The organism is Embleya hyalina, assembly GCF_003967355.1.
GTDB classification, from domain to species: Bacteria; Actinomycetota; Actinomycetes; order Streptomycetales; family Streptomycetaceae; genus Embleya; species Embleya hyalina.
In genome coordinates, this window is the sequence record NZ_BIFH01000064.1 from 15,739 (window position 1) to 39,854 (window position 24,116).

The 24,116-nt window shown below is 72.7% G+C and carries 23 protein-coding genes and 1 tRNA gene; 9 read left to right on the forward strand and 15 right to left on the reverse strand.

Annotated features, from left to right (window positions below; translation table 11 throughout):
• Positions 1-140 precede the first annotated feature (140 nt).
• Positions 141-1,400 carry a hypothetical protein gene (locus EMA17_RS50245; RefSeq protein WP_148112353.1) on the forward strand — a complete coding sequence of 420 codons (1,260 nt, stop codon included), beginning with the start codon at positions 141-143 and terminating at the stop codon, positions 1,398-1,400.
• Between the two features lie 62 nt (positions 1,401-1,462).
• On the opposite strand, the gene EMA17_RS50250 is transcribed toward EMA17_RS50245, so the two are convergent.
• On the reverse strand, positions 1,463-1,858 hold the full coding sequence (locus tag EMA17_RS50250; protein ID WP_126643920.1) for a Rid family hydrolase: 396 nt from the start codon (positions 1,856-1,858) through the stop codon (positions 1,463-1,465).
• A 172-nt stretch (positions 1,859-2,030) separates the two neighbouring features.
• Between EMA17_RS50250 and EMA17_RS50255 the strand changes: the two genes are divergently transcribed.
• Positions 2,031-2,396 carry a transposase gene (locus EMA17_RS50255; protein ID WP_160161883.1) on the forward strand — a complete coding sequence of 122 codons (366 nt, stop codon included), beginning with the start codon at positions 2,031-2,033 and terminating at the stop codon, positions 2,394-2,396.
• Between the two features lie 69 nt (positions 2,397-2,465).
• Positions 2,466-3,356 carry an alpha/beta fold hydrolase gene (locus tag EMA17_RS50260; protein WP_160161884.1) on the forward strand — a complete coding sequence of 297 codons (891 nt, stop codon included), beginning with the start codon at positions 2,466-2,468 and terminating at the stop codon, positions 3,354-3,356.
• Between the two features lie 17 nt (positions 3,357-3,373).
• On the opposite strand, the gene EMA17_RS50265 is transcribed toward EMA17_RS50260, so the two are convergent.
• Both EMA17_RS50265 and EMA17_RS50270 read right to left on the reverse strand, forming a co-directional pair.
• Positions 3,374-3,628: an acyl carrier protein gene (locus tag EMA17_RS50265; protein WP_126643923.1), complete on the reverse strand. Its 255-nt coding sequence runs from the start codon at positions 3,626-3,628 to the stop codon at positions 3,374-3,376.
• Between the two features lie 307 nt (positions 3,629-3,935).
• Positions 3,936-5,369 carry a pyridoxal phosphate-dependent decarboxylase family protein gene (locus EMA17_RS50270; RefSeq protein WP_126643924.1) on the reverse strand — a complete coding sequence of 478 codons (1,434 nt, stop codon included), beginning with the start codon at positions 5,367-5,369 and terminating at the stop codon, positions 3,936-3,938.
• 215 nt (positions 5,370-5,584) lie between these two features.
• Here EMA17_RS50270 and EMA17_RS50275 point away from each other — a divergent pair, with 215 nt between their 5' ends.
• The 3 genes from EMA17_RS50275 (at position 5,585) to EMA17_RS50285 (ending at position 9,111) form a co-directional block, all read left to right on the forward strand.
• Positions 5,585-6,271 carry a helix-turn-helix domain-containing protein gene (locus EMA17_RS50275; RefSeq protein ID WP_126643925.1) on the forward strand — a complete coding sequence of 229 codons (687 nt, stop codon included), beginning with the start codon at positions 5,585-5,587 and terminating at the stop codon, positions 6,269-6,271.
• A gap of 144 nt (positions 6,272-6,415) precedes the next feature.
• On the forward strand, positions 6,416-7,822 hold the full coding sequence (lpdA, locus tag EMA17_RS50280; RefSeq protein ID WP_126643926.1) for a dihydrolipoyl dehydrogenase: 1,407 nt from the start codon (positions 6,416-6,418) through the stop codon (positions 7,820-7,822).
• A 233-nt stretch (positions 7,823-8,055) separates the two neighbouring features.
• Entirely contained in the window at positions 8,056-9,111 is a 1,056-nt protein-coding gene (locus EMA17_RS50285) for a hypothetical protein (protein ID WP_126643927.1), read from the forward strand.
• An 80-nt stretch (positions 9,112-9,191) separates the two neighbouring features.
• Here EMA17_RS50285 and EMA17_RS50290 read toward each other — a convergent pair whose 3' ends face one another.
• The 5 genes from EMA17_RS50290 to EMA17_RS50310 all read right to left on the reverse strand — a co-directional run bounded on the left by EMA17_RS50290 (position 9,192) and on the right by EMA17_RS50310 (position 12,275).
• Positions 9,192-9,761 carry a hypothetical protein gene (locus tag EMA17_RS50290; protein ID WP_126643928.1) on the reverse strand — a complete coding sequence of 190 codons (570 nt, stop codon included), beginning with the start codon at positions 9,759-9,761 and terminating at the stop codon, positions 9,192-9,194.
• 205 nt (positions 9,762-9,966) lie between these two features.
• Positions 9,967-10,515 (reverse strand): HAD family hydrolase, encoded by a 549-nt coding sequence (locus EMA17_RS50295; RefSeq protein WP_126643929.1) that lies wholly within the window; start codon positions 10,513-10,515, stop codon positions 9,967-9,969.
• Positions 10,516-10,645: 130 nt separating this feature from the next.
• The gene (locus EMA17_RS50300) at positions 10,646-11,620 is read right to left on the reverse strand and encodes an NAD(P)-dependent alcohol dehydrogenase (RefSeq protein ID WP_126643930.1); all 975 of its coding nucleotides are present in this window, start codon (positions 11,618-11,620) and stop codon (positions 10,646-10,648) included.
• The gene (locus tag EMA17_RS50305; RefSeq protein ID WP_126643931.1) at positions 11,617-11,850 is read right to left on the reverse strand and encodes a helix-turn-helix transcriptional regulator; all 234 of its coding nucleotides are present in this window, start codon (positions 11,848-11,850) and stop codon (positions 11,617-11,619) included. The genes EMA17_RS50300 and EMA17_RS50305 overlap by 4 nt, the downstream gene beginning before the upstream one ends.
• Entirely contained in the window at positions 11,847-12,275 is a 429-nt protein-coding gene (locus EMA17_RS50310) for a hypothetical protein (protein WP_126643932.1), read from the reverse strand. Before EMA17_RS50310 ends, EMA17_RS50305 begins: the two co-directional genes overlap by 4 nt.
• Before the next feature lie 180 nt (positions 12,276-12,455).
• Between EMA17_RS50310 and EMA17_RS50315 the strand changes: the two genes are divergently transcribed.
• Positions 12,456-13,127, forward strand: coding sequence for a tetratricopeptide repeat protein (locus EMA17_RS50315; RefSeq protein ID WP_126643933.1), 672 nt, complete (start codon positions 12,456-12,458; stop codon positions 13,125-13,127).
• 273 nt (positions 13,128-13,400) lie between these two features.
• Here EMA17_RS50315 and EMA17_RS50320 read toward each other — a convergent pair.
• Together EMA17_RS50320 and EMA17_RS50325 are read right to left on the reverse strand one after the other, a co-directional pair.
• A tRNA-Pro gene (locus EMA17_RS50320) sits at positions 13,401-13,473 on the reverse strand.
• Between the two features lie 82 nt (positions 13,474-13,555).
• Positions 13,556-14,806 carry an MFS transporter gene (locus EMA17_RS50325; protein ID WP_126643934.1) on the reverse strand — a complete coding sequence of 417 codons (1,251 nt, stop codon included), beginning with the start codon at positions 14,804-14,806 and terminating at the stop codon, positions 13,556-13,558.
• 68 nt (positions 14,807-14,874) lie between these two features.
• Between EMA17_RS50325 and EMA17_RS50330 the strand changes: the two genes are divergently transcribed.
• A complete protein-coding gene (locus tag EMA17_RS50330; protein ID WP_126643935.1) occupies positions 14,875-15,450 on the forward strand; it encodes a MarR family winged helix-turn-helix transcriptional regulator in 576 nt (191 codons plus the stop codon).
• A 135-nt stretch (positions 15,451-15,585) separates the two neighbouring features.
• Here EMA17_RS50330 and EMA17_RS50335 read toward each other — a convergent pair whose 3' ends face one another.
• The 5 genes from EMA17_RS50335 to EMA17_RS50355 all read right to left on the reverse strand — a co-directional run bounded on the left by EMA17_RS50335 (position 15,586) and on the right by EMA17_RS50355 (position 21,871).
• The gene (locus EMA17_RS50335; RefSeq protein WP_126643936.1) at positions 15,586-16,743 is read right to left on the reverse strand and encodes a methyltransferase; all 1,158 of its coding nucleotides are present in this window, start codon (positions 16,741-16,743) and stop codon (positions 15,586-15,588) included.
• Positions 16,744-17,125: 382 nt separating this feature from the next.
• Positions 17,126-18,235 (reverse strand): glycerate kinase, encoded by a 1,110-nt coding sequence (locus tag EMA17_RS50340; protein ID WP_126643937.1) that lies wholly within the window; start codon positions 18,233-18,235, stop codon positions 17,126-17,128.
• Between the two features lie 317 nt (positions 18,236-18,552).
• Positions 18,553-19,401 (reverse strand): sugar phosphate isomerase/epimerase family protein, encoded by an 849-nt coding sequence (locus EMA17_RS50345; protein WP_218043283.1) that lies wholly within the window; start codon positions 19,399-19,401, stop codon positions 18,553-18,555.
• Positions 19,402-19,532: 131 nt separating this feature from the next.
• Positions 19,533-20,705: a dihydrodipicolinate synthase family protein gene (locus tag EMA17_RS50350; RefSeq protein WP_126643938.1), complete on the reverse strand. Its 1,173-nt coding sequence runs from the start codon at positions 20,703-20,705 to the stop codon at positions 19,533-19,535.
• Entirely contained in the window at positions 20,702-21,871 is a 1,170-nt protein-coding gene (locus EMA17_RS50355) for a Gfo/Idh/MocA family protein (protein ID WP_126643939.1), read from the reverse strand. Before EMA17_RS50355 ends, EMA17_RS50350 begins: the two co-directional genes overlap by 4 nt.
• Positions 21,872-22,034: 163 nt before the next feature.
• Here EMA17_RS50355 and EMA17_RS50360 point away from each other — a divergent pair, with 163 nt between their 5' ends.
• Positions 22,035-23,120, forward strand: coding sequence for a LacI family DNA-binding transcriptional regulator (locus EMA17_RS50360; RefSeq protein WP_126643940.1), 1,086 nt, complete (start codon positions 22,035-22,037; stop codon positions 23,118-23,120).
• Positions 23,121-24,116: the final 996 nt, after the last annotated feature.

Here is a 24,116-nt window from a genome sequence, read left to right on the forward strand (position 1 = left end):
TGTCGGATCGATCGAGCCGCCGGGGGAGTCCGGCGGTTTCGGCGGCGTGCGCGTTTCCGGGGCGCGTTGTGGCGTTGTGGCCGAATGGCGCGACGGGGTGGACACGAACAACAGGGGTGCATGTGGCGAATGCCGATGTGGTGGCTCGCGCGCGAGTCGCGCTGTTCGACGTCGAGCGGTTGTCGGCGGAGCGATTGGTCGGGATCTACCGGGTGTTGGGAGAGGTCGACGGGCCGCGGCACTACGCGCGACGGTTGGCCGTGGCATTGCACACGACCGGGCACGTCTTCGCCCGGCACGGGGCCGACATGGGTCTCACCCTCGGGCGGTTGACCGAGGCGATCGAGTTGTGCCGAAGGCTGGACCCGGCCGAACACCGGGACCGGGACGCGGTGTTGCGGGGGATGCAGACCACGCACCAATGGGCGCTGTACCGCTACGGGCGGCGCGGAGAGGCGCTTGCCGTCCGACGTGAGCTTGTCGCGCTCGCCCGGGCCGGAGGGGGTGAGCGCCGGGTCCTGGCCGAGGCGATGCTGGGACTCGCCGTCGGTCTGGTCGAGGACGGACGGGACGACGAGGCCGAGTCGTTGTTCGCCGAGGCGGTCGCGGTCACCGCCGGGCTGCGGCGGGACCATCGGTTGACGGCCGACCGGCACTGGTACGTCACCGCCCACGCGGGCCACCTCGCCACGCGGGGCCGCTTCGCCGAGGCGGCCGAGGTGTACGCCCCACTGCTCGGCGGCGTCGGCGACGGTGGCGATGGCGGCCTCGCCGTCGCCGTCGACGCCATGCCGGACGACCGTCGGGTGCCGATCCTGCTCTACGGCGCCCACCTACTGGCCGCCGCGCAACGGCGGGTGGAGGGGCGGGCGGTGTTCGCGCGTGCCGTCGAGACGTATCGCCGAGGCGTCGATCCGGGCCCGGTCCACGCTCCGGTTCGTGGCCGGTTCCGCGGTTCGGTGCACAGCCTGAGCCACGATCGACTCGCCCACCACCTGGCCGTCTTCGGCGCCGCCGACGAGCCGGCGGACGTCGCGCACGCCACGACTCGCGACCACTGGTCGCCGACGCGCCTGGACCGGTACGTCCGAGCCGAAACCGCGCTTCGGGGCGCGCTCGACGGCCCGACCGCCGGCGCCGCGGAACGCCTCGTGCTCGAACGTCGGCTCAACGTCCGGGCCGCGTTCGCGTGGATGCCGCGTGCCGCCGTGATCGATCGGCTGTTGCCGGCCTTCGCCAAGGCCGTCGACCACGCGCGGGCGTTCGCCGTCGCCGATCCCGACGCCGGCGCGCCGTTGCTCGTCCGTGCCCTCACCGACCATGCCCTGCTTCTGGCCGGCGTGGGTCGCGCGGCCGAGGGCGTCGCGGACTTGGAGGAGGCGGGCGCCGTGTACGGGTGACGGCGCAGGGTCTTCGCCGGGTTCGGCCCGGGAGCCGACTGGCTCCCGGGCCGGGCCCGTCCCTACCGGACGGCCAGACCCTCGATTTCGATCAGCATGTCCGGGTCGGAGAGGGCGGTGACGCCGACCAGGGTCGTGGCCGGGCGGCAGTTCTCTCGTTCCAGACGGGCGGTGATCACGTCGAAGTGGCTGGTGACGGCGGCGACGTCGAGCGCGAAGTAGCGCAGTCGCACGACGTCGGTGAAGGTGAAACCGGCCTCGCCCAGGGTTTCGGCGATTCGGTCGAAGGTGGTCTCGATCTGGCCGCGCAGATCCCGTACATGCACGATCGCACCGTCGGGTCCACGGGATTCGTGACCGGCCAACACCAGCCACCGATCCGGGCGGTCCACCGAGACGGCCCGGTTGTAGCCGAGTCGATCGCCGAACATTCGAGGTCCGATGTCCTGCCGGTGCATCGCATCATCCTTCGCCCGTGCGCTTGAGAGTTGGCAAAATCCGGCAAAATGGTGCAAGTTGCCCCATGGACTCTAACCAACTTCCATGCTCACCCCCACCGAACACGCCGGCCCGTCCGAGATACCCACATCGGCACCGTGTCGGATGGGTGGGTGCGTCGTTGGTTCGGGTGTGGGTCGTCGGGATGGGCTGACGGATGGTCAGTGGGCGCTGGTGGAGCCCCTGCTGCCGGAACGGGCGCGGCGGCGGGGCGGGCGGTGGCTCGATCGGCGGGCCGTGATCGACGCGGTGGCCTGGAAACACGAGCGTCGGTGCGCGTGGTGGGAATTGCCGGACCGGTTCGGGCCGTGGCGGACCGTTTATCACCGGTACACCGTGTGGGGAAACGACGGCACCTGGCGTCGCATCCTGGCTCGGCTGCAACACTGTCCCGACCCGGACGGCAACCTGGACTGGCTGGTCGAGGTCGACGCGGCGCTCAGCGCCCGGGCGGCCGGGGCGGGTGTCGAGCGGGGGGACGAGTCGGCGGCGTCGTGATCCCCGCCGGAGCCACGCCCCGCGATGCGGCCTCCGGCCGATGTGCGTCTGCTCTGTCACGATGTTGACATGCGTGTGTCCATAGGTGACATCCGGCTCTATTTCGATATCGATGGGCCGAAAGTCGTTCCGTACGGCCCGATCATGGTCGAGCGGCCGACCCTGGTGCTGCTGCACGGTGGTCCCGGCGCCGACCACTCGACGTTCAAGCCCGCGATGTACGCCGCCGCGCGGTTCGCCCAGGTCGTCTACCTCGACCAGCGGGGCAGCGGGCGGTCCGAGCGGGGTGACCCCGCGCTGTGGACCTGGGAACGCTGGGCCGACGACGTGGTCGCGTTCTGTGACGTCGTGGACATTCCCGCGCCGATCCTGGTGGGCACCGCGAGTGGCGGACGGGTCGCGCTCACCGCGGCCATCCGGCATCCGGGGCGGGTCGGCCGGCTGGTGCTGGACAGCGTGCTGCCCGGCCGCGTCGACGAGCGACTCGACGTGTTCGAACGCCTCGGTGGCGCGCGGGTTCGGGAGATCGCCCGCCGCCACTGGCAGGGCGAGCGTTCGGACGAGATACGGCGGGGCTGGGAGCAGGTCTGCGTACCGCTGTACTCCCGCCGTGCGGACGGCGACCCGGACGCCGTGGACCGCGCGCGCCGGATCCGGTGGAACCACGACGTCGGGGAGCGGTTCCGGTACCACCTCGCCGACCACTTCGAGGAGTGGATCGGGCTCGACGCGGTCACCTGCCCGACGCTGGTCCTGGCCGGCGAGCACGACCCGGTGACCACCGCGAGCGCGGCGCGGCGTCTGGCGGCCGGCCTGGTCAATGCCGAGACCCGGCTGCACGTACTGCCGGACGCCGGTCACGGGGCCTTTCGGGAGGCCCCGGAACGGTCCCTTGCCGTGCTTCGGGCCTTCCTGTCCGGACGCGACGGCGTGTCCGCCCGAGCCGAGCGCGGCGGGTGATCGCCGGTCGCCCTTGATCAGGCCGTGCCGCCCGCGCGCACCTGGTCGACGAACTCGGCCAGGCCACTGGGCGTGACCCGCGCCAGGATCGCCGCCGGCGCGACGGAGATGCCGTAGCGCTTGCCGAGCACGTCCGCGAACTCGACCGCGAGGATCGCGTCCACGCCCAGTTCGGCGAAGGTGTCGTCGGGGTCGATCCGGGTCACGTCGAGGGAGATGAGTCGGGCGGTCTGATCGACGATCTCGTCCAGCAGAGCGGCGTTGACGGGCATGGCGTGGCTCCTTGGCGGGTCATGGATGCGTCCCGGGGGGAGAGAGGGGGACGGTACGCGGACACCGGCGGGGCGGCCGATGGCGAGGATGTTCCGGGCCGGCCCGTCGACCGGGCCCCGAGGCGGCCGATCGACGGCATCGGCTCCTGTCGTACCGGAGGAAACGCTAGTCGGCGCCCAGGTTCCGGCGGTAGGACACAATCGGTGCGGCGCGGGTGGCGAAGCATGGCGAATCGCCGTGCCGACCAGGCCAGCGGCGGTTCGGCCGGGCGCGGCGGGCGGTTTCGCGCGGGTGCCGGGCCGGGGCCTACAGGGGCGGGTTGAGGCCCTCGAAGAAGGCGAGTAGGACGGCCTTGCGCAGACCTGGCGGCAGATGGTCCAGCAGCGCGTGTACCGGGGCCAGTCGGCCGTCGCTCAACAGGCCGGTATCGACCATGAGTTCGGTCAGCGCGTCGGGCGACACCCCGCCGTCGGCGGCGGCGAGCGCGGTGAGCCGGTCGACCGCACGCAACTGCTCGGCGGTGGGCAGCGGTTCGCGGGTGGCCGCGGTGCGGGCGGCGGTGCGGAGCGCGTGGAGGAGATCCGGGACGTGTGGGCCGTGTGTCGCGGTCATGGTCAGATGGATCGTCGGGGGCACGTTGGGCTGGGACAGTTGGGGCTGTACGGACCGGCCCAGGCGCTCCAGTTCGTCCAGGAAGGCGAAGAAGTCGACGCCGTTCGTGGTCACCGCGACCAGACTGGCGGCGGGGGCGCCCAGGATGCGCAGTTCCGGGATCTCTCCGACCCCGTCGACCAGTTCGCGGGTGGCGGCCAGTGTTTCGGTGACCAATTCGCGGTAGCCGTCCGCCCCGAGGTGGCGCAGCACCGCCCACGCGGCGGCGATCAGGCCGCCCGACTTCGAACTCTGCATGGTCGGATTGACCACCGGATAGCCGGTCCAGTCGGATCCGACGAAGTACTGGGATCGGCGCAGTGCCGCGGTACGGTACAGCAGGATCGAGCAACCCTTGGGCGTGTAGCCGTACTTGTGCAGGTCCACCGAGATCGAGTCCACGCCGGGGACGCGGAAGTCCCAGGGCGGGACGGGGTGCCCGAGCTGTTCGGCGAACGGCAGCACCCAGCCGCCGATGCACGCGTCCACGTGGCAGCGCACGCCGCGCCGGGCGCAGATCGCGGCGATCTCGGGGATGGGGTCGACGACGCCGTGGCCGTAGGACGGCGCCGAGGCGACCACCAGGACGGTGTCGTCGTCGATCGCCCGCTCGATCGCGGCGACGTCGGCGGTCATCGCGACGGGGTCGATCTCCACGATGACGGGGTCGAGGCCGAAGTACCCGGCCGCCTTGGCCCAGGCCGCGTGTGCCGAGCGGGCGAACACGATGCGCGGGCGCTGTACGTCGGGGCGCGCGTCCCGGGCCGCCTTCGCCGCGAGCAGGCAGCTCTCGGTGCCGCCGCTGGTCCAGCTCCCGGCGGCGCCCGGCGGGGCGTGCACCTGCTCGCCGACGATCGCGACGACCTCGTGCTCCAGCGTGGCCACGCTCGGGAAGGAGGTCGGGTACAGGCCGTTCACGTGGAGATACAGCTCGAACGCGCGGACCGCGACGTCCTCGACCGAGGCCGAACCGGAGTCGAAGGTATTGGCCACCCCGGGCCGCCCACGCCCGGGTTCGTCCCCGGCGTGCAGCGCGGTCAACTCCGCCAACACCTCGGCCGCCGGCCGCCCGTCCGCGAATCCGCCCATTCGTGCCTCCCGATCGTTTCTGCGCGATGCGACCGATCACGACCCGGTCCGGCGGTGTTCCCACACGCTTCGACCGGGGGTTCGGGCACGGTAGCGCGGCCGGTGCGGGATGTCTGTAGGGATCGACGCGCGGTGTTCGGCCGGCGCCCGAGGGGGCGCGCCGCCGATCGGCGCAATGCCCGGTCGAACCGGGTCGTGGGGAGTGGGCTGGGGTGATGACCGAGGAGACTGCGGGTACCGTCCGTCCATCCACCGACGCGTTGCCCCGGCGGGTGGCCGCCCGACGACGCGAACTCGGGTTGTCCGTACCGGACATCGCGCGTCGTACGGGGTTGCCCGGCGGGTGGGTGCACTCCGTCGAGACCGGTTCGACCGCGCCGTCGGCGCCGGCTCTGTCCCGACTCGCCGACGCGCTCGAAACCACCGTCGACGACCTGCTGGCCCCGTCGTCCGCGGCCTTCACGCATCGGGTCGCGCTGGAGCCGCCGGGTCGGGAGCCGGCCCCGGAGCGGGAGGTGGTGGTGATGACGGAGGAGGAGTGCCTGGCCCGGGTCGCCCTGCAACTGGTCGGACGGGTGGCCGCGCTCGACGCTCCCGATCCGTTCGTACTGCCGGTCAACTACGTGCTGCTCGGCCGCGACGTGGTGTTCTGTACCGCGGCCGACTCGTCCCTGGCCCGGGTCGCGGGCCCGGTGCTGTTCGAGGTGGACGACATCGTCGACGCGGCGCGGATCGGCTGGAGCGTACTGATCCGGGGCACGGCGGAGCCCGACGACGACCCCGCCGACGCGCCGGGCGCGGACGCGGGCCCGTGGCCGGCCGGGCGCCGCGACGTGTGCATCCGGATCCGCGTCGAACGCATGACGGGGCGGCGGGTACGACCCCCGGCGGGGGAGGCGTAGCGGGCCCGGCGGGGAGGGGTGGCGGCGGCCGGCGGGGAGGCGTGGCGGCCTTCGGCGGGGCGTCGGGCGGGGCCTGCGGAGCATGCCCCGGCGAGGGCGCCCCGGTCGTCCCGGGCGCGACGCCGGCCGCATATCGTATGGATCATGAGCAATCACTTTGACGTCGTCGTCCTGGGTGCCGGTCCCGGCGGATACACCGCGGCGGTTCGCAGCGCGCAGCTCGGACTGCGCGTCGCGGTCGTCGAGCAGAAGTACTGGGGAGGTGTCTGCCTGAACGTCGGCTGCATCCCGTCCAAGGCGCTGCTGCGCAACGCGGAGCTGGCGCACATCTTCACGCAGGAGGCCAAGACCTTCGGGATCCGCGTCGAGGGCTCGGTCACGTTCGACTACGAGGCCGCGTTCAAGCGCAGCCGCAAGGTGGCCGACGGCCGGGTCAACGGCGTGCACTACCTGATGAAGAAGAACGGCATCACCGAGTTCGACGGGCTCGGCACGTTCGTCGACACGCGCACCCTGGACGTGTCGCTCACCGCGGGCGGCGTCCAGACCCTCACCTTCGACCACTGCATCATCGCGGCGGGCGCCACCACCCGGCTGCTGCCGGGTACCTCGCTCAGCGAGCGTGTGGTCACCTACGAGGAGCAGATCCTCACCGACCGGCTGCCGGAGAGCATCATCATCGCGGGCGCCGGCGCGATCGGCGTGGAGTTCGCGTACGTCCTGCACAACTACGGCGTGAAGGTGACCATCGTCGAGTTCCTCGACCGGGTCGTGCCGCTCGAGGACGTCGAGGTCTCCACCGAACTCGCCAAGCGCTACCGGCGGTTGGGCATCGAGATCCTGACCTCCACGCGGGTCGAGTCGATCGACGACAGCGACCCGAGCGCCAAGGTCCGGGTCACCGTGACCCGCGACGGGCAGCAGCAGGTGCTGGAGGCGGACAAGGTCCTGCAGGCGATCGGCTTCGCGCCGCGCGTGAGCGGGTACGGTCTGGAGAACACCGGCGTCGCCCTCACCGAGCGCGGCGCGATCGACGTGGACGGCCGCGGCCGGACCAACGTCCCGAACATCTACGCGATCGGCGACGTCACCGCGAAGCTGATGCTCGCGCACGCGGCCGAGTCGATGGCGGTGATCGCCGCCGAGACGATCGCGGGCGTCGAGACGATGGAACTCGACTTCCCGATGATCCCGCGCGCCACCTACTGCCAGCCGCAGATCGCCAGCTTCGGCTGGACGGAGGCGCAGGCGCGGGAGAAGGGCTTCGACGTACAGGTCGCCAAGTTCCCGTTCACGGCCAACGGCAAGGCGCACGGCCTGGGCGACCCGGTCGGCTTCGTGAAGGTGATCAGCGACCGCACGCACGGCGAACTCCTGGGCGCGCACCTGATCGGCCCCGAGGTCACCGAACTGCTCCCGGAACTCACGCTGGCCCAACAGTGGGACCTGACCGTCCACGAGGTGGCCCGCAACGTCCACGCCCACCCGACCCTCGGCGAAGCCGTGAAGGAAGCCATCCACGGCCTCGCCGGCCACATGATCAACATGTAGCCGAAGGCCCCTCCGGCCGAGCCGCCTCGCCCCCGGGCGAGGCGGCTTTCCACGGCACGACGGCCGAGGCCGATCCCTGCCGAGTCCGCGCCCCACACGACCGCGGCCGCGACATCGCCCCACCCCGAGGCGCGACGGCCGGCCGGACACCGGCTGATACACCTCGCCCGCCGTTCCGGCAGGGCATTTCGAAGTGTGGTGGGCGTGTGGGTGGGGGTGGCTATGTTGCGGGGATGATCTTTCGCGAGCGTGCTCTGTCCAAGGCGGTCGACCGGCTCGAGCGGGCCTTGGAGGAGCAGGATGAAGTGTTGCTCAATGAGGCTTTCCACGCGTTGAGCGGCGCGATACAGGATGCGAAGCCGGCGAGTCGGGTGGAGGCGGGGCCGCGGATGGCGGCGTTGTTGCCGCGGGTTCCGATGGGGGCCGAGGGGATTCTCGCCGTGATGGTCGGTGCCTGCGTGGAGCACGGGGCCGATCCGCAGGCCTGTTCGGAGCCGATCCTCGCCGGGGTGGGCGAGGCCATGCGCGATGTCATGGAGTTTCCGGCGCTGTGGGAGGACACCGTGGGTGGTGAACTGCCCGAACGCAACCACCTGGTGCTCGGCGAGGTGGTGGAGCGGATCGCGGCGATCGGTGGCATGGACGCGCGGAAGTTCGGTGCGGTGTCCGCGTGGATGCAGTTGCCGCTGTGGGAGATGGCCGGCGTCGCGGTGTTGCTCCACGCCGGGGTACGCCGGGCGGCGCAGGCCGACGGGACGTTGGTCGCGCTGGTCGAGGAGGCCGCGCGCGGGGATGCCGACCTCAAGTGCCTGCGCTACCTGCTCAAGATGTTCGAGGACGAGCCCCTGGTCGTTCTGCACCGTCCGTCCGGGACGGGCTACCGCGTGCGGGTGACCCGGATCGGCGACAACTTCCAACTGCACACGCTCCTGGCGCATCTCCTCGTCGGAGGTGGCCACATCGCCGGCGACGCGCCGTCGGCCGAGGTGGTCGCCGCGTACCGGGATGCCGTGCCCGATGGGCAGCCGCAGGCGACCGGCGTGTTCAACCTGTGTGCGGCGGACGGCTCGTGGATCTGGAACGAGGGTTGCCCGGCGGACATCCCGCTCGTCGACGGCGAGCGCCTGCTGGTGCTGGATCCGCCGACGTACGGCCGCACCTGGAACGCCGGCCGCTTCTACCCGGCCCTCCCCGGCGACCTCACCCTGGAGGCGGTGCTGACCCGGGCCGACACCGAGGCATACCTGGCCAAGACCGGCCCGACCCGAGCCTGGCCGGACGCCGCCTAGAGGATGCCGTCTCGGCCGTTCGGTCGGTCGAAGGGGGACGTCCGGGCGGTCGACCGCCGTCGGGTGTGCGGGTGTCGGGGTTACTTTCGGCGGCGGTGGTAGGCGATGGTGAGGATGGCGAGTAGCGGGCCCCACAGGATCAACGGGGCGTAGCAGATGTAGTAGGAAGCGGCTTCCCAGCCGCCCGCCCGGCTCGGGAAGTCGTCGGGCAGGTCGTCGCCGCGGACGGTGGTGCCCATGATTTCGGTGATCAGGGTCAGGACCGTCCACAGGAGGGTCAGGAACGTGGCGCCGAGGGCGGCGACGATCGTGACCGGCTTCGGGGGGACTCGACGGCCGCCGAGGATCGGGATCCGACGCGGGAAGACCTCGCCCCAGCGGGCGATCAGGCCGATCGCGGTGAAGGCGACGGCCTCGGAGAAGGCGGACAGGAACACGATGTAGCACCGCTCGCCGATGCCGATGCTCTCGTCGAGGACCGCCGCGAGGCGCCAGAGGCCGGCCGGTAGCACGGTGAACGGCACGGCGTAGGCCACGAGTCGCAGGCGGCGGGAGACGCCGGGGACGGGCTCGTGGGCGGCGTGCCACGCGGCGCGAAGTCGACCCGAGGGGGTTGGGTCTCGGGCTTCGGTGTGATGCAGCGGCTGCATGTGGGATCCCCGTGTTCGGTGGGCCGACGTGGGTCGACCCGTTCACCGACCAAGATCGCAGCAGGCGACGCCCCGCGGATCGCTCGCGGGGTCGAGCCGAGTGGGCTTCGTGGCGCACGAATTCGCCCGACCGGAGGGTGACGGCGGATGGTCGCCCCCGACCTGGGTCGCATCGTCGGCGGGAGGCGGCCGGAGGCGGGACGCGTCACGAACCACCGGCCGTCCCGGTGACATTCGCGGTCACGTCGGCGTCCCCGTCCGAACCCGTGCCCACGAAGCGGGAGTTCGGTCGCCTTGCGGTCTCACCCGCCGGATCGGGACGATCCCTCGGAGGCATCCTCCGCACGGATGATCGCGAACGCGTCGAGTACGTCCGTGACCCGATGATCCGGCGGAGCCGCCGACCGGCCGACCCGACCGGCCACTCCGGGATCCGCCACACCCGGATCGTGCTCGGTCCGGCCGCGCGTCCGCCCCCGATATCGGCCGTCGGGTCGTCCCCGACGCACCAGCCGCCGTCGGCGGGCGAAGCCACGCCACACCGCGCGGCCGCGATCTCGAGGAGGCGCCGCGCGGGCTTGCGGACGCCCTCCTCGACCGAGGCGGCCCATCCGTCGAGGCACACGGCCACACCGCATCGTGGCCGCCTGCCGACGTGGACGACCGTTCGTCGCCACGCCCACCCGCCGATCGGCACCCGCAAGTCGGCGAGCCCGGGCGGTACTTCCGGCCGACACCGGGCAAGGCGCGACATTCGGCCCCGATACCCCGCGCACAGCGTCTCGACGGAATCCGGCAGTCGAAAAGCACGAGGCGCTGCCGTATGGCGGGATTCTCGCCCGGCGAGGCGCCCGGCTTCGCCCCGGTCGACGGCCGCCCGTGCGCTACGGGATCGTCACGACGACCTTGCCCCGTGCGTGCCCGGCGTGGATGTACCGTACGGCCTCCGGGGTTTCGGCGAAGGGGAAGGCGCGGTCGAGTACCGGGGTCAACCGGCCGCTCTCGATCGTTTCGCGGAGGAAGCGCAGATCGTTCGGGCGTTCGGTGGAGACCAGGCCGCGTAGACGATGGCCGACGAAGGGGCTCAGGAGTACGGCTCGCAGGGTGCGGTCGGTGCCGCCGAGCCATCGGCCCCCGGTCTCGCTGCCGACGAGTACGAGGGTGCCCCGAGGGGTGAGCGCGCGGCGCAGGTCGGTCAACCGGCGGTGACCCGCGGTGTCGACGATCAGGTCCCAGTGGCGTGTTCCGTCGGTGAAGTCCTCGCGCGTGTAGTCGATCACCTCGTCCGCACCGAGCGAGTGCACCAGGTCCGCCTTGCCGGTGCCGCACACGCCGGTGACCCGCGCGCCGAACACCTTCGACAGCCCGACCGCGTACGTCCCGATGCCGCCCGCCGCGCCGACGACCAGGACCGTCTGCCCGGACCGCACCCGCCCCGCGTCCCGAAGCGCCTGGAGCGCGGCATAGCCGGATACCGCGACGACTGCGGCCTGTTCGAAGTCGAGATTCGCCGGTTTCGCCGCGAGCCTGTCCTCCGCCGCGCACGCGTACTCGGCGAAGGCGCCTCGGCACGTGCCGAACACCTCGTCTCCGGGCCGGAATCGGGTCACCTTCGGACCGACCGCCTCGACGACACCCGCGACGTCCATGCCACGTACCTTCACCTTCGGCGCGCGCAGACCGAATCCGGTGAGCCGCAGCACATACGGCCGACCCGTGATCAGATGCCACACGCCCGGATCGACGCCCGCCGCGCGGACCCGTACCAGTACGTCCGCATCGCCCACCACCGGCGGCTCGACGTCCGCGCACCGGAGTACGTCCGGTGGCCCGTACGCGTCCTGTAGGAAAGCCCTCACGGCAACTCCTCTGGCTCGTCGGGGTATTGAAAGACCTCGTCGAGTCGCACGCCCAACACCCGCGCGATCCGGAACGCCATCTCCAACGACGGTGAATAGCGGCCCTGTTCGATGGCGATGACGGTCTGGCGGGTGACCCCGATCCGACCGGCCAGGTCGGCCTGGGTCATCTCGCCGCGGGCGAAGCGCAGCGCGCGGATGGTGTTGGTGACCCTGGTCGGCTTGTTCACCACGGCAGGAAACCCCGCCGATAGGCCATGATCCGGGTCGCCGAACCGAGCACCGCCGACAGACAGAAACCCAGGTGGATCGCGTTGGCGATCCAGAACGGCTCGGCCTCGGCGAGCGCCAGACCCAACGCCGTGACGGCGCCGACCACCACGAATGAGCCGCCGACGTATCCGCCGAATCGGCCGATCTCCCGATCGCGTTGGTCCTTTCGATCGGCTCCCTCGGGAGACGCGATCGAGACCACGATGTGCAGGACGATGGTCGCCACGATCGCGGCGCCGACGCACCACAGCAGGGTCGCCGCGTAGGACACCTCGGCGAGCGGGGCGTCGCCGGCCCGGCCCAGGATCAGGGCGAGGTAGGTCCCGTAGGCGACGACCGTGACCACGGCCATGATCCACGCACGCTTCTCTTCGAACGCCACGCCGACTCCCGGTCAGGACAACGATGACACCGCGAATGTAAAGCAAGCCAGACGCGGAGTCTAGTTTTCTTTACATCCCTGCCGGTGCCGCCGCCCCCGCAGCGGAGCCCACCACGGCCCATCGCGCTCCACCCGTTACTAGACTCGGGGCATTCGATACGCGCATGCCTGGGGGCCTTGATGAGCGTCGACGAACGTTTCGAGCGGGCGAGGGTGTTCTACGAGCGATCGGTATTCGGCGGCGACACCGCCGCGTTGCCCGCCGCCGACCGCGAACTCGACGCCGTCGAGGCGGATTTGGCCCTGTCGCGGGGCCGCGTCCTGCACGCGCGCTTCCTGGAGCGCCGGGCGGACGGCGAGGATCCGCGCGAGTCGGCCCTGTTCGAACGTGCCGCGGAGCTGTACCGCGATCTGGGCGACGAACGCGGCGAGGGCGAGGCGCTGTTCTGGATCGGCGTACTGCACCAGGTGATCCGGGACGACGACGCCGCAGCGGTGCCCGCCCTCGAACGTTCCCTGGAGTTGGCCACGGGCGCCGACGACCGGCGGACGATGTCGTACGCGCTCCGGCACCTGGGCATCGCCGAACACCGCGCCGGCCGGCTCGATCGGGCGCGGGAGCGGTTGGAGCGGTCGACCCGACTGCGCCGCGAACTCGACTTCCCCGCCGGGGTCGCGGCCAACCTGGTCGGCCTGGCCTACATCGCCGCCGGCCAGGACCGCCGCGACGACGCCCTCGCGCTGATCGAGGAGGCGAGCGCACTCGCCGAGACGGCCGACGCGAAGGGCATCACCACCTCGATCGAGGAGGCCCGCACCGCCCTGACCGGCGGCGGCCTCCCACCCGCCTGACCCCACCGGGACCGGCCCGACGCCCCTGCCCCGACTCCGACGACCGGTGCCGGCTCGTCGTCCACCGCACCGGTCGTCGGCCCGCAGCGACCCGTCGCGCAGGCCGTGCAGCGCCCGGCGCCAACGCCCGAGGCGGAGTTCGGCGCGGTCGGCGGGTGTCCGCGTCCTCGTGGGTCGCGGCCGTGCGGAGGGCTCGCGCCGGTTGCCCGCCGACATGGGTACCGGCGGCGTTCTCGGGCGTGGGCCCCGGTCACTGCTCTCCGCTGTCGTCCATGGCCGGCATGGCGGGTTCCGCCCCGGCGCCCTCCGGGTCCCGAGCCTGGTGCTCCTGCCGAGCTACACGCCGTCGTCGTCGCGGACTCAGGTTGGCGGCGGACGCGGGGCGGAACAATCGGATTCGCGGCGTGGCCCGGTCCGCCTCGGGTGGGTCAAGCGTGCTTGGCGGGGGCGGACTCGGTCGGGGGCTCCGCCGCGAGGGGCGCGTCCGTTGCCGCGTTCTCCGTCGCATTCGTGGTCATCCGGACGTCCGGCAGCAGCAACAGGGCCAGGTTCGAGGCCAATACGAGTACGGCGGCCACCAACAGCGGTGTCGTACTGCCGATCGCCGCCGCGACCGGAGCGGCGACGGCGAGACCGAGCGGGCGGGCCGCGAAGGAGATCAGTGCGTCGAACGAGCCGACCCGGCCCAACGCGTCCGCCGGGATCCGGCGCTGCATCGTGGTCTCCCACAACGGGCTGAGCACGCCGAGACCGAGCATGGCGACGAAGTAGCCGGCCGCGACGACCGGCATCGGCGTGTGCAGGGCCAGGGCGGTGAGCGGGACCGCGTAGAGCGCGGCGCCGAAGGTGGTGGCCACCAAGGGGCGGCGAATCGGCAGTCGGGAGGAGACCCACACGCCGAACAGCAGTCCCACGGTGCCCACTTGGGCGATGATCACCCAGGACCGGTCGCCACCGAGGCGGTCCACCGCGATGATCGGGCCGAGGGTGAGCAGGAAGCCGGCCGCCAGGTGCCAGACGCCGTGCGTGATCACGCTGGCCAGGAACCAGGGATGGCGCCTGGTCTCCGCCCACCCGGCCCGCAACTCGCCCAGGAACGGCCCCGGTTCGGCCCGGCGCAGGACCCGCTCGGGACGCAGGCCGCCGAACGTGGCGGCCGATCCGACGAACAGCAGCCCGGTGAGCAGCGAGGACCAGCCGGCGCCGACCGCGAGCATCAGTCCGCCGGCGGCCGCGGGCGCCGCCATCTGGGCCAGGCCCTGGACCACGCCGAGGCGGGAGTTGGTCCGCATCCGCTCCGGTTCGGGCACCACCGACACCACCAGGGTATGGATCGCCGACGTGCCGAACGCGACGGCGGCGCCGGTGAGCGCGGACAGTACGGCCAGGTCGGCGATCCTGGGCGGGGCCGAGAGCAGTTCGACGCCGATCGCCGACTGGGCGGCGGCGCGTACGAGGTCGGCGATCAGTACCACCCGGTGCGGAGGGAAGCGGTCCGCCATGACCCCGGCCACCGGGAGCAGGAGCAACATCGGGATCAGCTCGCACGCCAGGACCAGGCCCAGATCGCCGTTGGAGCCGGTGTGTACGAGCGCCAGGGTCAGCGTGGTCGGGATCAGCGCGGTCGCGAAGGCCGCGAAGGAGCGGCCGAGGACCAGCCGCCGGGTCGAGGACGTCATGGCCGCAATATAATTCGTCAGCGAATCTTTCGCCAGCGAATCAGTGGTCCGCATAGCATAATGACCGGATGCAAGGTGAGCGTCGGGACCGGACACCGGACCAGGATCGGCGGACGCGGGGCGGCGAGCGCGCGGAGCCGAGGCCGCCCGGGACCGAGGACTCGGTCGACCGGCACATCGCGCGCTGGCGGGACAAGGCGCCCTTCGACGAGCGGGTGGAGGGCATCGTCACCCGCATCCAGATGCTGAACAGGCACATGCGGCAGGTCAAGGAACGCGCGCTCGCCGAGGTGGGGCTCCAGGGCTTCGAGTTCGAGACGCTGCACCGACTGTCCTCGCGTGGCGCGCCGTACCGGGCCACCCCGTCCGAACTGGCCGGCGAGCTGATGGTGTCGCCGGCCGGCATCACCGGGCGGCTGGACACCCTGGAGAAGGCCGGCCTGATCCGCCGCATCCGGGGCACCGAGGACCGCCGCCGGGTCGACGTCGAACTGACCGACACCGGCCGGGAACGCTGGACGGCCGCGATGAAACTGCTCGACCGGGCCGAGCGGGCGATGGTCGGGCCGCTCGACGAGGCGGATCGGGATGTACTGAACGCGCTGCTGAAGCGGATGTTGTCGCGGGTGGAGAACGAGGACTGAGCGGGGGCGGGACGGGTCCGGCGCCGGCTCGCGGCCCGGGCCCGGTCCGGGAGGGGCGAGGCAGGCCGGGCCGGGGCGGTGGACGGGCGGGTGGCTGGTGCCGCCCTGCGTCCAGTCCCCGGACGGGCCCGACCCCTACTTCTTCACGGCCCGCAGCACGACGAACTTCGGGTCGCTCGCCACGATCTCGCAGTTGCCGAACAACCGGCGCAGCTTCACGTGGTAGCCCAGATGCCGATTGCCGATCACCCACAGTTCGCCGCCGGAGCGCAGCGCCGCGCGCGAACCGGCGAACATCCGCCACGAGATCCCCTCGGTGGTGGCCCGGTGGGTGTGGAACGGCGGATTGTTCAGGATCAGGTCGACACTCTCGGGCGCCACGTCGGTCACCCCGTCGCCCACCGCGAACTCGGCGCCCGCGTCGGTCCCGAGGTTCGCCTCGAACGTGGCCCGCGCCGACGCCACCGCCTGATGCGACTCGTCGACGAACAACACCTCCGAGCGCGGATTGGCCAGCATCGCCGCCGTACCCACCACGCCGTTGCCGCAGCCCAGGTCCACCACCCGGTCGCGGCCGACGCGACGCGGCAGGTTGCGCAGCAGGAAGCGGGTACCGATGTCGAGCCGGTCGGCGCAGAAGATGCCCGCGTGGTTGACGGTCACGATCCCGGACGCCGCGCCCAGGCCGTCCGGCAACGTGTAGCCGTGCGGCCACGGGCTCGCGGTACGCGGCAGCGCGGGGTCGGGCGTGGCGAAGATCAGCCGGGCCTTCTTGACCGCGAGCGAGGTCCGGGTCGGGCCGATGATCCGCTCGAACAGCTTGAGCGTGGACGTGTGGATCTCGGTGGTCATCCCGGTACCGACCACCACGGTGTCGGCGTGCACCCCGGGCGCGAGCCGGTGCAGCTGGTCCTCCAGCAGGGCCAGGTTCTTCGGCACCCGGACGATCAGTACGTCGATCCGCTCCGGCGGCGCGTCCCGCGTGGAGAGCAGCCGCACCCAATCCGGGTCGGCGTCGTTGCGCGCCAGGTTCGTCCGTGTGGCCTCCTGGCCGAGGAACGAGTCGCTGATCTGTACCGGCCGGGACTCGGCCAGCGCGGTCGCCAGCGCACCCCATCGGTCGCCCACGACCACGACGGAGCCGGACAGATCCGTCGGCTCGGCGTCGTCGATGCCGGCGAGGTACCGCAATACGTACTCGTCGGCGGCATCCCAGGCGCGCAGCAGATCACGGGGATCCTCGGGATACCGGCCGAGCTCGAACTCGCCCGAAGGCGCAGAAAACCAGTTCATTATCCCTTTACCCTAGCCGCCCTTACCGGCCATGTGGGCGGGGGCGCGGGGGCGCGGGTGGGGCTGCGGGGCGGGGCGCAGGCGCGGGGTCGTGGGGCGGCGTGCCGGAGCGGAGCGCGGGGTGGGGCGCCGGGGCGGGCCGTCGGGTCGCCGAGGTCCGGGGCTGCGCCGTCGGGCGGATGCGGCGACCCTGGCGAACCGCCGCAGCCGGCCCGGGGTCGGCCGGCGGACATCGCGAACAGGGTGCCACGGCACCGTGTGCCGGAATCGGCTCGGCGCGCCGGCACGGCCGGCGGCGGCGTACTCCCTCGGCCGCCCCGCTGCCGTTTGGGGGCGAGGTCGGCTCGTCACGGCCGCTGCGCCGAAGTCGCCCGTGGGGTGGTCAGGTTGCGGACGCGGGGCGGAATTCGCGGGCCAGGTGGGTGGCGGCCTCGCGGAGCCAGTGGGTGGGGTTGGTTCGGGCCTCGGTGGGTGAGCCGGACAGCGTGGTCAGGTCGGTGGCGGCCGGCACGCCCGGAGGCAAGGGGGCGGCGATCGAGCCGGCGATCAGGGCCACGGGGACGCCGGCGCCGCGGTGCGCCAGGTCGAGGACCGTGCCGACCACCTTGCCCTGCGCGGAGGTGGCGTCGAAGCGGCCCTCGCCGGTGATCACGAGGTCGGCGCCGACGAGTGCGTCCGGCAGGCCCGCGAGTTCGGCGACGCGCAGGGCGCCCGGCACGATCGAGGCGTTCCAGGCGGCGGCGAGGCCGTACGCGGTACCGCCCGCCGCACCGGCGCCGGGGGCGGTCGGGTTGCCGCCGAGGAGCGCGGCCAGGCGGGCGAGGCCGGCGTCCAGGGCCGCGACGTCGGCCGGGGTCGCGCCCTTCTGCGGGCCGAAGACGGCCGCCGCGCCGGTCGGGCCGAGCAGCGGATTGGTGACGTCGGTGAGGATCTGTACGCCGCCGGGCGGAGGAGCGGCGAGCCGGCTCGTGTCGATCGCGGCGATTCGGGCCAAGGGGCCGCCGCCGTACGGCAGTTCGCGACCGTCGTGGTCGTGGAAGCGGGCGCCGAGCGCGGCCAGGGCGCCGGTACCGCCGTCGGTCGAGGCCGAACCGCCCACCGCGACCACCAGGGCGGACACGCCGGCCCGCAGCGCCGCGCCGGCGACCGTGCCGAGGCCGGCGGTATGCGCCCCGGTCGGATCGGGCGCGGCCATCAGCGGCAGCCCCGACACGGCGGCGAGTTCGACCACGCCCGTACCGTCCGGCAGCCGCAACCACGCACCGTCCACGGGCCGCCCATCGGGCCCGGGCACCGGGCCCACCGGCACCCGAACCGCCCCCGGCACGGCCCGCGCCACCGCGTCGAGCGTCCCCTCGCCCCCATCCGCCAACGGCACGGACACCACCTCGTCCCCCGGCCGCCCCCGCAACCACCCCTCCGCCCACACCTCGGCCACCACCGAAGCCTCGACGGTCCCCTTGAACGAGTCGGGAGCAAGCACGATGCGCATGATGGATCCACTTTCGTATCGGTGAGAGTCGGCCGGACGCGTGCGGGCGGGGCCGACCCCGGGCACGCCTGGGGCGGGGTACCCCGTGACGGCTCCTGCCCACGTCCGATGGGTGGAGCCGGTTCCTCCGCAGGCCCGACCGAGCCACCCGGACCATTGTCGGCGCCGCTCGGCCGCGCTCGACGTGGGGCCGGTTCGGACGCCCCCGCCGGTACCCATGCGGTGGCAGGCCGACGCCGGCTCGGGGCGACCGGATGGTGAACGGCCGCCCCGAGCGCTCCGGCCGAGTCGCCGGGCGCTCGGGGCAACCCGTGGGCTCAGCGCAGGAGTTCCGTCACGTACCGGCGCTTCATCGTGGCCAGCACCGCGTTCGGGTCGGCGGACCAGACGTCGGCGTTGAAGATCTCCACCTCGATGTCGCCCCGGTAGCCGGCCGCCTCGACCATCGTCGCCATCGCCCGGAAGTCGATCGTGCCGTCGCCCATCATGCCTCGGGCGAGGAGGGTGTCGGCGGGCAGCGGGAGCACCCAGTCGCAGATCTGGAACGAGGCGATCCGCGCACCGGCCCGGCGGATGGCCGCCGGGAGGTACGGGTCCCACCACACGTGGAACGCGTCCACGACCACGCCGACCTGCTCCACCGGATGCGGCTCGGCCAGGTCCAGCGCCTGGTCCAGGGTGGAGAGCACCGCACGGTCCGCGCAGTACATCGGGTGCAGCGGCTCCAACGCGAGCCGAACCCCGTGCGCCCCGGCGTACGGCGCGAGTTCGGCCAGCGCCTCGGCGACCCGCTCCCGGGCTCCCGGCAAGTCCCGTTCGTCGGCGGGCAGTCCGCCGACGACCAGGACCAGACAGGCCGCCTCCAACGCCGCGGCCTCCTCGATCGCGCGACGGTTGTCCGCGATCGCCTCGGCCCGCGCGCCCGGTTCGCGCGCGGTCAGGAACCCGCCCCGGCACAACGACGAGACGCGCAACCCGGCCTCGCGCACCAGCTTCGCCGATTCGGCGAGCCCCGCGTCGGCGACCTTGTCCCGCCACAGCCCGATCGCCGGCAGCCCCGCTCGCACACACCCCTCGACCGCCTCGTGCAGCGACCACTCCCGCGTCGTCCACTGGTTCAGCGCGAGCCGCGCCAACCGCGCGTCGCCGACCGCGGGCGTCGGCACGCCGGCGGGTCGCCCGCTCGGGACGTCCACCGCTGTCGGGTCCGGGGCGGGTCGGTGTGATGCCGATGCCGTCGCGGACTCCGCCGCGGCCGTCACGGTCGGCGCCTCCGATCCCGTCGCCTCGTTCGTGCTCACGACGCCACCCCCGCCACCGTCAACAGTGCCCGCATCCGGGACGCCGCCAACTCCGGATCCGGGAACAGGCCCGCCGCGTCGGCCAGTCGGAACGCCTCGGCCAAGTGCGGTACGGAGCGGGCCGACTGCGCGCCCGCCACCATCGTGAAGGCGGACTGGCGGCCGGTCAGCCAGGCCAGGAAGACGATGCCGGTCTTGTAGTGGTAGGTGGGCGCCGCGAACAGATGCCGGGACAGCGGGACCGTCGGCGCCATCAGGGCCTCGTACCGATCCGTGTCGCCCGCGTCCAACGCCCGCAACGCGCCCGCCGCGACCGGGGCGATCGCGTCGAAGATGCCGAGCAGGGCGTGGCTGAAGTGTTGCCCGTCGCCCCGGATCAGCTCCGGGTAGTGGAAGTCGTCCCCGGTGTAGAGGCGTACCCCGGCGGGCAGTTGCGCGCGCAGCCGGACCTCGTGGTCGCGGTCGAGCAGCGAGACCTTGACCCCGTCGACCCGATCCGCGTGCTCGCGCACCAGGTCCAGGAACGTCTCCGTCGCCGCGTCGACGTCCTCGGAGCCCCAGTAGCCGGCCAGCGCCGGGTCGAACACCTCGCCCAGCCAGTGCAGCACGACCGGCCGCCGCACCTGCCGCAACAGGGCGTCGTACACCCGCCGATAGTCCTCCGGCCCCCGCGCCGCCGCGGCCAGTTGCCGGCTCGCCATCAGCACGACCTTGGCGCCCGATTCCTCGACCACCGCGATCTGCTCCGTGTAGGCGGCGATCACCTGATCCACGGTCAGCCCGACGCCGGCGTGGTCCGTGCCCGCGCCGCAGGCGATCAACGCGTACGGGTCGCCGATCGTGGCCGCCTCGGCGGCGCTGCGGCGGATCAACTCGGCGGTGGCCGCCCAGTCCAGGCCCATGTTGCGCTGCGCGGTGTCCATCGCGTCCGCGACGGCGAAGCCGTGCGACCACAGGTGGCGTCGGAAGGCGAGCGTGGCGTCCCAGTCGGGCGCCGCCGGCCGGCCCGGGGTGTTGTCGGCGAGCGGATCGGCCACCACGTGCGCGGCGGCGTACGCGGTGCGTTCGCGGAAGGCCGGGCCGCCGGGGACCGCGCCCAGGTGTACGCCGGTGAGCTCGTACGGCTCGATCGCGCCGGTCGTCGTGGGGAGCAACAGGCGGGCGGTCACGCGGACTTCCCGTCGAGAACGGGGAGCTCGATCCGCCGGCCCTCGGCCGAGGAGCGCAGGCCGCACTCGGCCAGCTGTACGCCCCGCGCGCCCGCGAGGAAGTCGAAGGCGAACGGCGCGTCGGACACCACGTGGCGGACGAAGTCCTCCCACTGGACCTTGAATCCGTTGTCGAAGCCGCTGTCGCCCGCGTTGTCCGGGACCTCCTGCCACTGGTCCCGGAAGGACTCGGTGACCGGAAGGTCCGGGTTCCACACCGGAGTCGGCGTCGCCGAGCGGTGCTGGACGCGGCATCGGCGCAGCCCGGCGACGGCGCTGCCCTCGGTGCCGTCCACCTGGAACTCCACCAGTTCGTCCCGGTTCACCCGCACCGCCCAGGACGAGTTGATCTGCGCGACGACCCCGCCCGCGAGTTCGAAGATGCCGTAGGCCGCGTCGTCGGCGGTCGCCGGGTATTCCCGGCCCTGCTCGTCCCAGCGGGTGGGGATGTGCGTGACGGCCTTGGCGGTGACCGCCTCGACCCGGCCGAACAGGTTCTCCAGGACATACGACCAGTGGCAGAACATGTCGACGACGATGCCGCCGCCGTCCTCGGCCCGGTAGTTCCAGCTCGGCCGCTGTGCGGCCTGCCAGTCGCCCTCGAACACCCAGTAGCCGAACTCGCCGCGCACGGACAGGATTCGGCCGAAGAAGCCGCCCTGGATCAACCGGCGGAGCTTGAGCAGTCCGGGCAGGAACAGCTTGTCCTGCACCACGCCGTGCTTGACCCCGGCGGCGTCGGCGGCCCGGGCCAGGTCCAGCGCGCCGGTCAGGGTCTCGGCGGTCGGCTTCTCGGTGTAGATGTGCTTGCCCGCCGCGATCGCCGCGTGGATCGCCCGCTCGCGCGCCGTGGTCACCTGCGCGTCGAAGTAGATCGTGTTCGCGGGGTCGGCAAGCGCGGTGTCCAGGCTGGTCGTCCAGGCGGCGATGCCGTGCCGGTCGGCCATCGCGCGCAACTTGTCCGCGTCGCGCCCGACCAGCACCGGCTCGAGCACGACCCGCGACCCGTCGGCCAACGCCACGCCGCCCTGCTCGCGGATGGCCAGGATCGAGCGGACCAGATGCTGGCGGTAGCCCATGCGGCCGGTGACGCCGTTCATCACGACGCCGAGGGTTTGGGTGGTCATGGGGGCCTCTCGGTAGGCGGGTGGACGGAGCGGGAAAGCGCTTTCCCGTAAGCTAGGGCGCGAGGCCGCCGAGGTCAAGGGAAGGCGGGGCGGAGGCGCAGTGCGCGCACACGGCTCCCGGCATCCACTTGGGTATGCGCTTTCCAATCGCTACTCTGTGCCCATGCCGACTCCGACCTCCGACGCGCCTGCGGCCCGCCCGACGGGCCCCGTCACCCTCCAGCAGGTGGCCGAGCGCGCCGGGGTCTCCTCCGCCACCGCCTCCCGCGCCCTGCACGGCAGCAGCGGGACCCGGATCGTGGGGGAGGAACTGCGCAAGCGCGTACTCGACGCCGCCCGCGAACTCAGGTACGTCTCCAACGCCCCCGCGCAGGCGCTGGCCCGCTCCACGACGAGCGTGGTCGGAGTGGTGGTGCACGACGTCGCCGACCCGTACTTCGCGGCGATCGCGGCCGGCGCGATGGGCGTCGCCCGCGAACACGGGCTGCTGGTGATGCTCGCCGCCACCTTCCGCGACCCCGAACTGGAGCTCGACTACCTGGCCCGGCTGCGCGCCCAACGCGCCCGCGCGGTGGTCCTGGCCGGCAGCGGCTTCGCCGACCGCGAGTTCACCCGACGACTGGCCGCCGAGGTGGACGCCTACCGCGCCGACGGCGGCCACGTGATCGCGGTCGGCTCACACGGAATCGCGGCCGACACCGTACGCCCGGCGAACCGCGCCGGCGCCGCCCTCGCCGTGCGCCACCTGTACGACCTCGGCCACCGCCGCTTCGGCATCGTGTCCGGCCCGCGCGCGCTCACCACGGTCCGGGATCGGCTGGACGGCGCCCGGCGGCAACTCCGTTCGCTGGGACTTCCCCTGACCCCGAGTCAGGTGGTCGACGGAGGGTTCACCCGCGAACAGGCCCGAACCGCCGCGCGCACCCTGCTGACCGGCCCGTCCGCACCGACCGCGCTCGTCGTCCTCAACGACGTGATGGCCGCCGGCGTCCTGGCCGCCCTGCGCGAGGACCTGGGCCTGCGCGTACCGGACCAGGTCTCGGTGGTGGGCTTCGACGACGTCCCCTTCGCCGCCGACCTCAACCCACCCCTGACCACGATCCGCCTCCCCCTGGCCGACATCGGCACCCAGGCCATGCACATGATCCTCACCGGCCCGACGGTCACCCCACGCACGGTGGACGTGGACGCGGAACTGATCCCCAGATCCAGCACAGCCCCCGCACCCGCACCCGCGCCCACTCCCTGACCAACCGCGCCACCGCAGCCCGGCCGGACCATCGAGCCCAACATCAGCCGTTGCGGCGCCACTGCCCACCCACGCGGGGCCACCGCGACAACATTTACGTCGCTCGGCGAAAACCGGCCGGCGGTGGGGAGCGGGAGGCGGTCGGGTCGGGTCTGCCGGGTGGCTTCCGGCGGGCGCTGCGCCTTGGGTTGCGGGCCGGCCGGCGGTGCGGGACCGGCCCGGGTCGTGGGGTGGGCCGCCGGCCGGCGGCGTTCGGGGATCGGAGGCTTGGGGCTTTCGGCGAGGCGGGCGCGTTGCTTGGGGAAAACCGGCCAACAGCGGCCGACAGGGAGGGGGCTCGGATCGAGTTCCCGGGGGTGCCTTTCCGAGTGGGCCGGGGCGGCTTCCGGCGAGCGTTGCGCTTGTCGCTGAGGGTGGCCGGTGCGGGCCGATCCGACACGTGTGGTGGGCCACCGCCGGCGTTCGAGCTTCGGAGACTGGGGCTTTCGGCGAGACGGGTGCGTTGCTTACCGAAAAGCGGCCTGCAGCGGCAGGGAGGGAGGGCGGTCGGGTCGAGTCCGCCGGGGAACCTTTTCGAGTAGGCAGGTCATCCTCGACGGACGTTGCGCCTTTGGTGGCGGGGTGCCGGTGCGACGTCGGTCCGGGTCGTGAGGCGGGCCGCCGCCGGCATGCGGGGCTCGGAGACCCGAAGCTCCCGACGAGACGGGTGCGGTGCTCACCGAAAACCAGCCCGCAGCGGCAGGCAGGGAGGGGGTCGGGTCGAGTTCGCCGGGGAGCGTTCCCGAGTAGGCAGGTCATCCTCGGCGGGCGTTGCGCTTGTGGTCGCGGGGGCTGGTGCGGGCTGGTCCGGGTCGTGGGGCGGGCGGCGCCGGCGTGCGGGGCTCGGAGACCCGAAGCTCTCGACGAGACGGGTGCGTTGCTCACCGAAAACCGGCCCGGCAGCGGCGGGAGGGGAGGGGGGTCGGGTCGAGTGTGCCGGGGAGCGTTGCCGAGTGG

What these genes read in the sequence shown, in the direction of transcription:
- EMA17_RS50315 (WP_126643933.1), top strand. Translation starts at nt 12,456, where the DNA reads ATGAGCGTCGACGAACGTTTCGAGCGGGCGAGGGTGTTCTACGAGCGA.
- EMA17_RS50330 (WP_126643935.1), top strand. Translation starts at nt 14,875, where the DNA reads ATGCAAGGTGAGCGTCGGGACCGGACACCGGACCAGGATCGGCGGACG.
- EMA17_RS50250 (WP_126643920.1), bottom strand. Translation starts at nt 1,858, where the DNA reads ATGCACCGGCAGGACATCGGACCTCGAATGTTCGGCGATCGACTCGGC.
- EMA17_RS50335 (WP_126643936.1), bottom strand. Translation starts at nt 16,743, where the DNA reads ATGAACTGGTTTTCTGCGCCTTCGGGCGAGTTCGAGCTCGGCCGGTAT.
- EMA17_RS50325 (WP_126643934.1), bottom strand. Translation starts at nt 14,806, where the DNA reads ATGACGTCCTCGACCCGGCGGCTGGTCCTCGGCCGCTCCTTCGCGGCC.
- EMA17_RS50275 (WP_126643925.1), top strand. Translation starts at nt 5,585, where the DNA reads ATGACCGAGGAGACTGCGGGTACCGTCCGTCCATCCACCGACGCGTTG.
- EMA17_RS50290 (WP_126643928.1), bottom strand. Translation starts at nt 9,761, where the DNA reads ATGCAGCCGCTGCATCACACCGAAGCCCGAGACCCAACCCCCTCGGGT.
- EMA17_RS50295 (WP_126643929.1), bottom strand. Translation starts at nt 10,515, where the DNA reads ATGTCGCGCCTTGCCCGGTGTCGGCCGGAAGTACCGCCCGGGCTCGCC.
- EMA17_RS50260 (WP_160161884.1), top strand. Translation starts at nt 2,466, where the DNA reads ATGCGTGTGTCCATAGGTGACATCCGGCTCTATTTCGATATCGATGGG.
- EMA17_RS50340 (WP_126643937.1), bottom strand. Translation starts at nt 18,235, where the DNA reads ATGCGCATCGTGCTTGCTCCCGACTCGTTCAAGGGGACCGTCGAGGCT.
- lpdA (WP_126643926.1), top strand. Translation starts at nt 6,416, where the DNA reads ATGAGCAATCACTTTGACGTCGTCGTCCTGGGTGCCGGTCCCGGCGGA.
- EMA17_RS50285 (WP_126643927.1), top strand. Translation starts at nt 8,056, where the DNA reads ATGATCTTTCGCGAGCGTGCTCTGTCCAAGGCGGTCGACCGGCTCGAG.
- EMA17_RS50355 (WP_126643939.1), bottom strand. Translation starts at nt 21,871, where the DNA reads ATGACCACCCAAACCCTCGGCGTCGTGATGAACGGCGTCACCGGCCGC.
- EMA17_RS50265 (WP_126643923.1), bottom strand. Translation starts at nt 3,628, where the DNA reads ATGCCCGTCAACGCCGCTCTGCTGGACGAGATCGTCGATCAGACCGCC.
- EMA17_RS50270 (WP_126643924.1), bottom strand. Translation starts at nt 5,369, where the DNA reads ATGGGCGGATTCGCGGACGGGCGGCCGGCGGCCGAGGTGTTGGCGGAG.
- EMA17_RS50360 (WP_126643940.1), top strand. Translation starts at nt 22,035, where the DNA reads ATGCCGACTCCGACCTCCGACGCGCCTGCGGCCCGCCCGACGGGCCCC.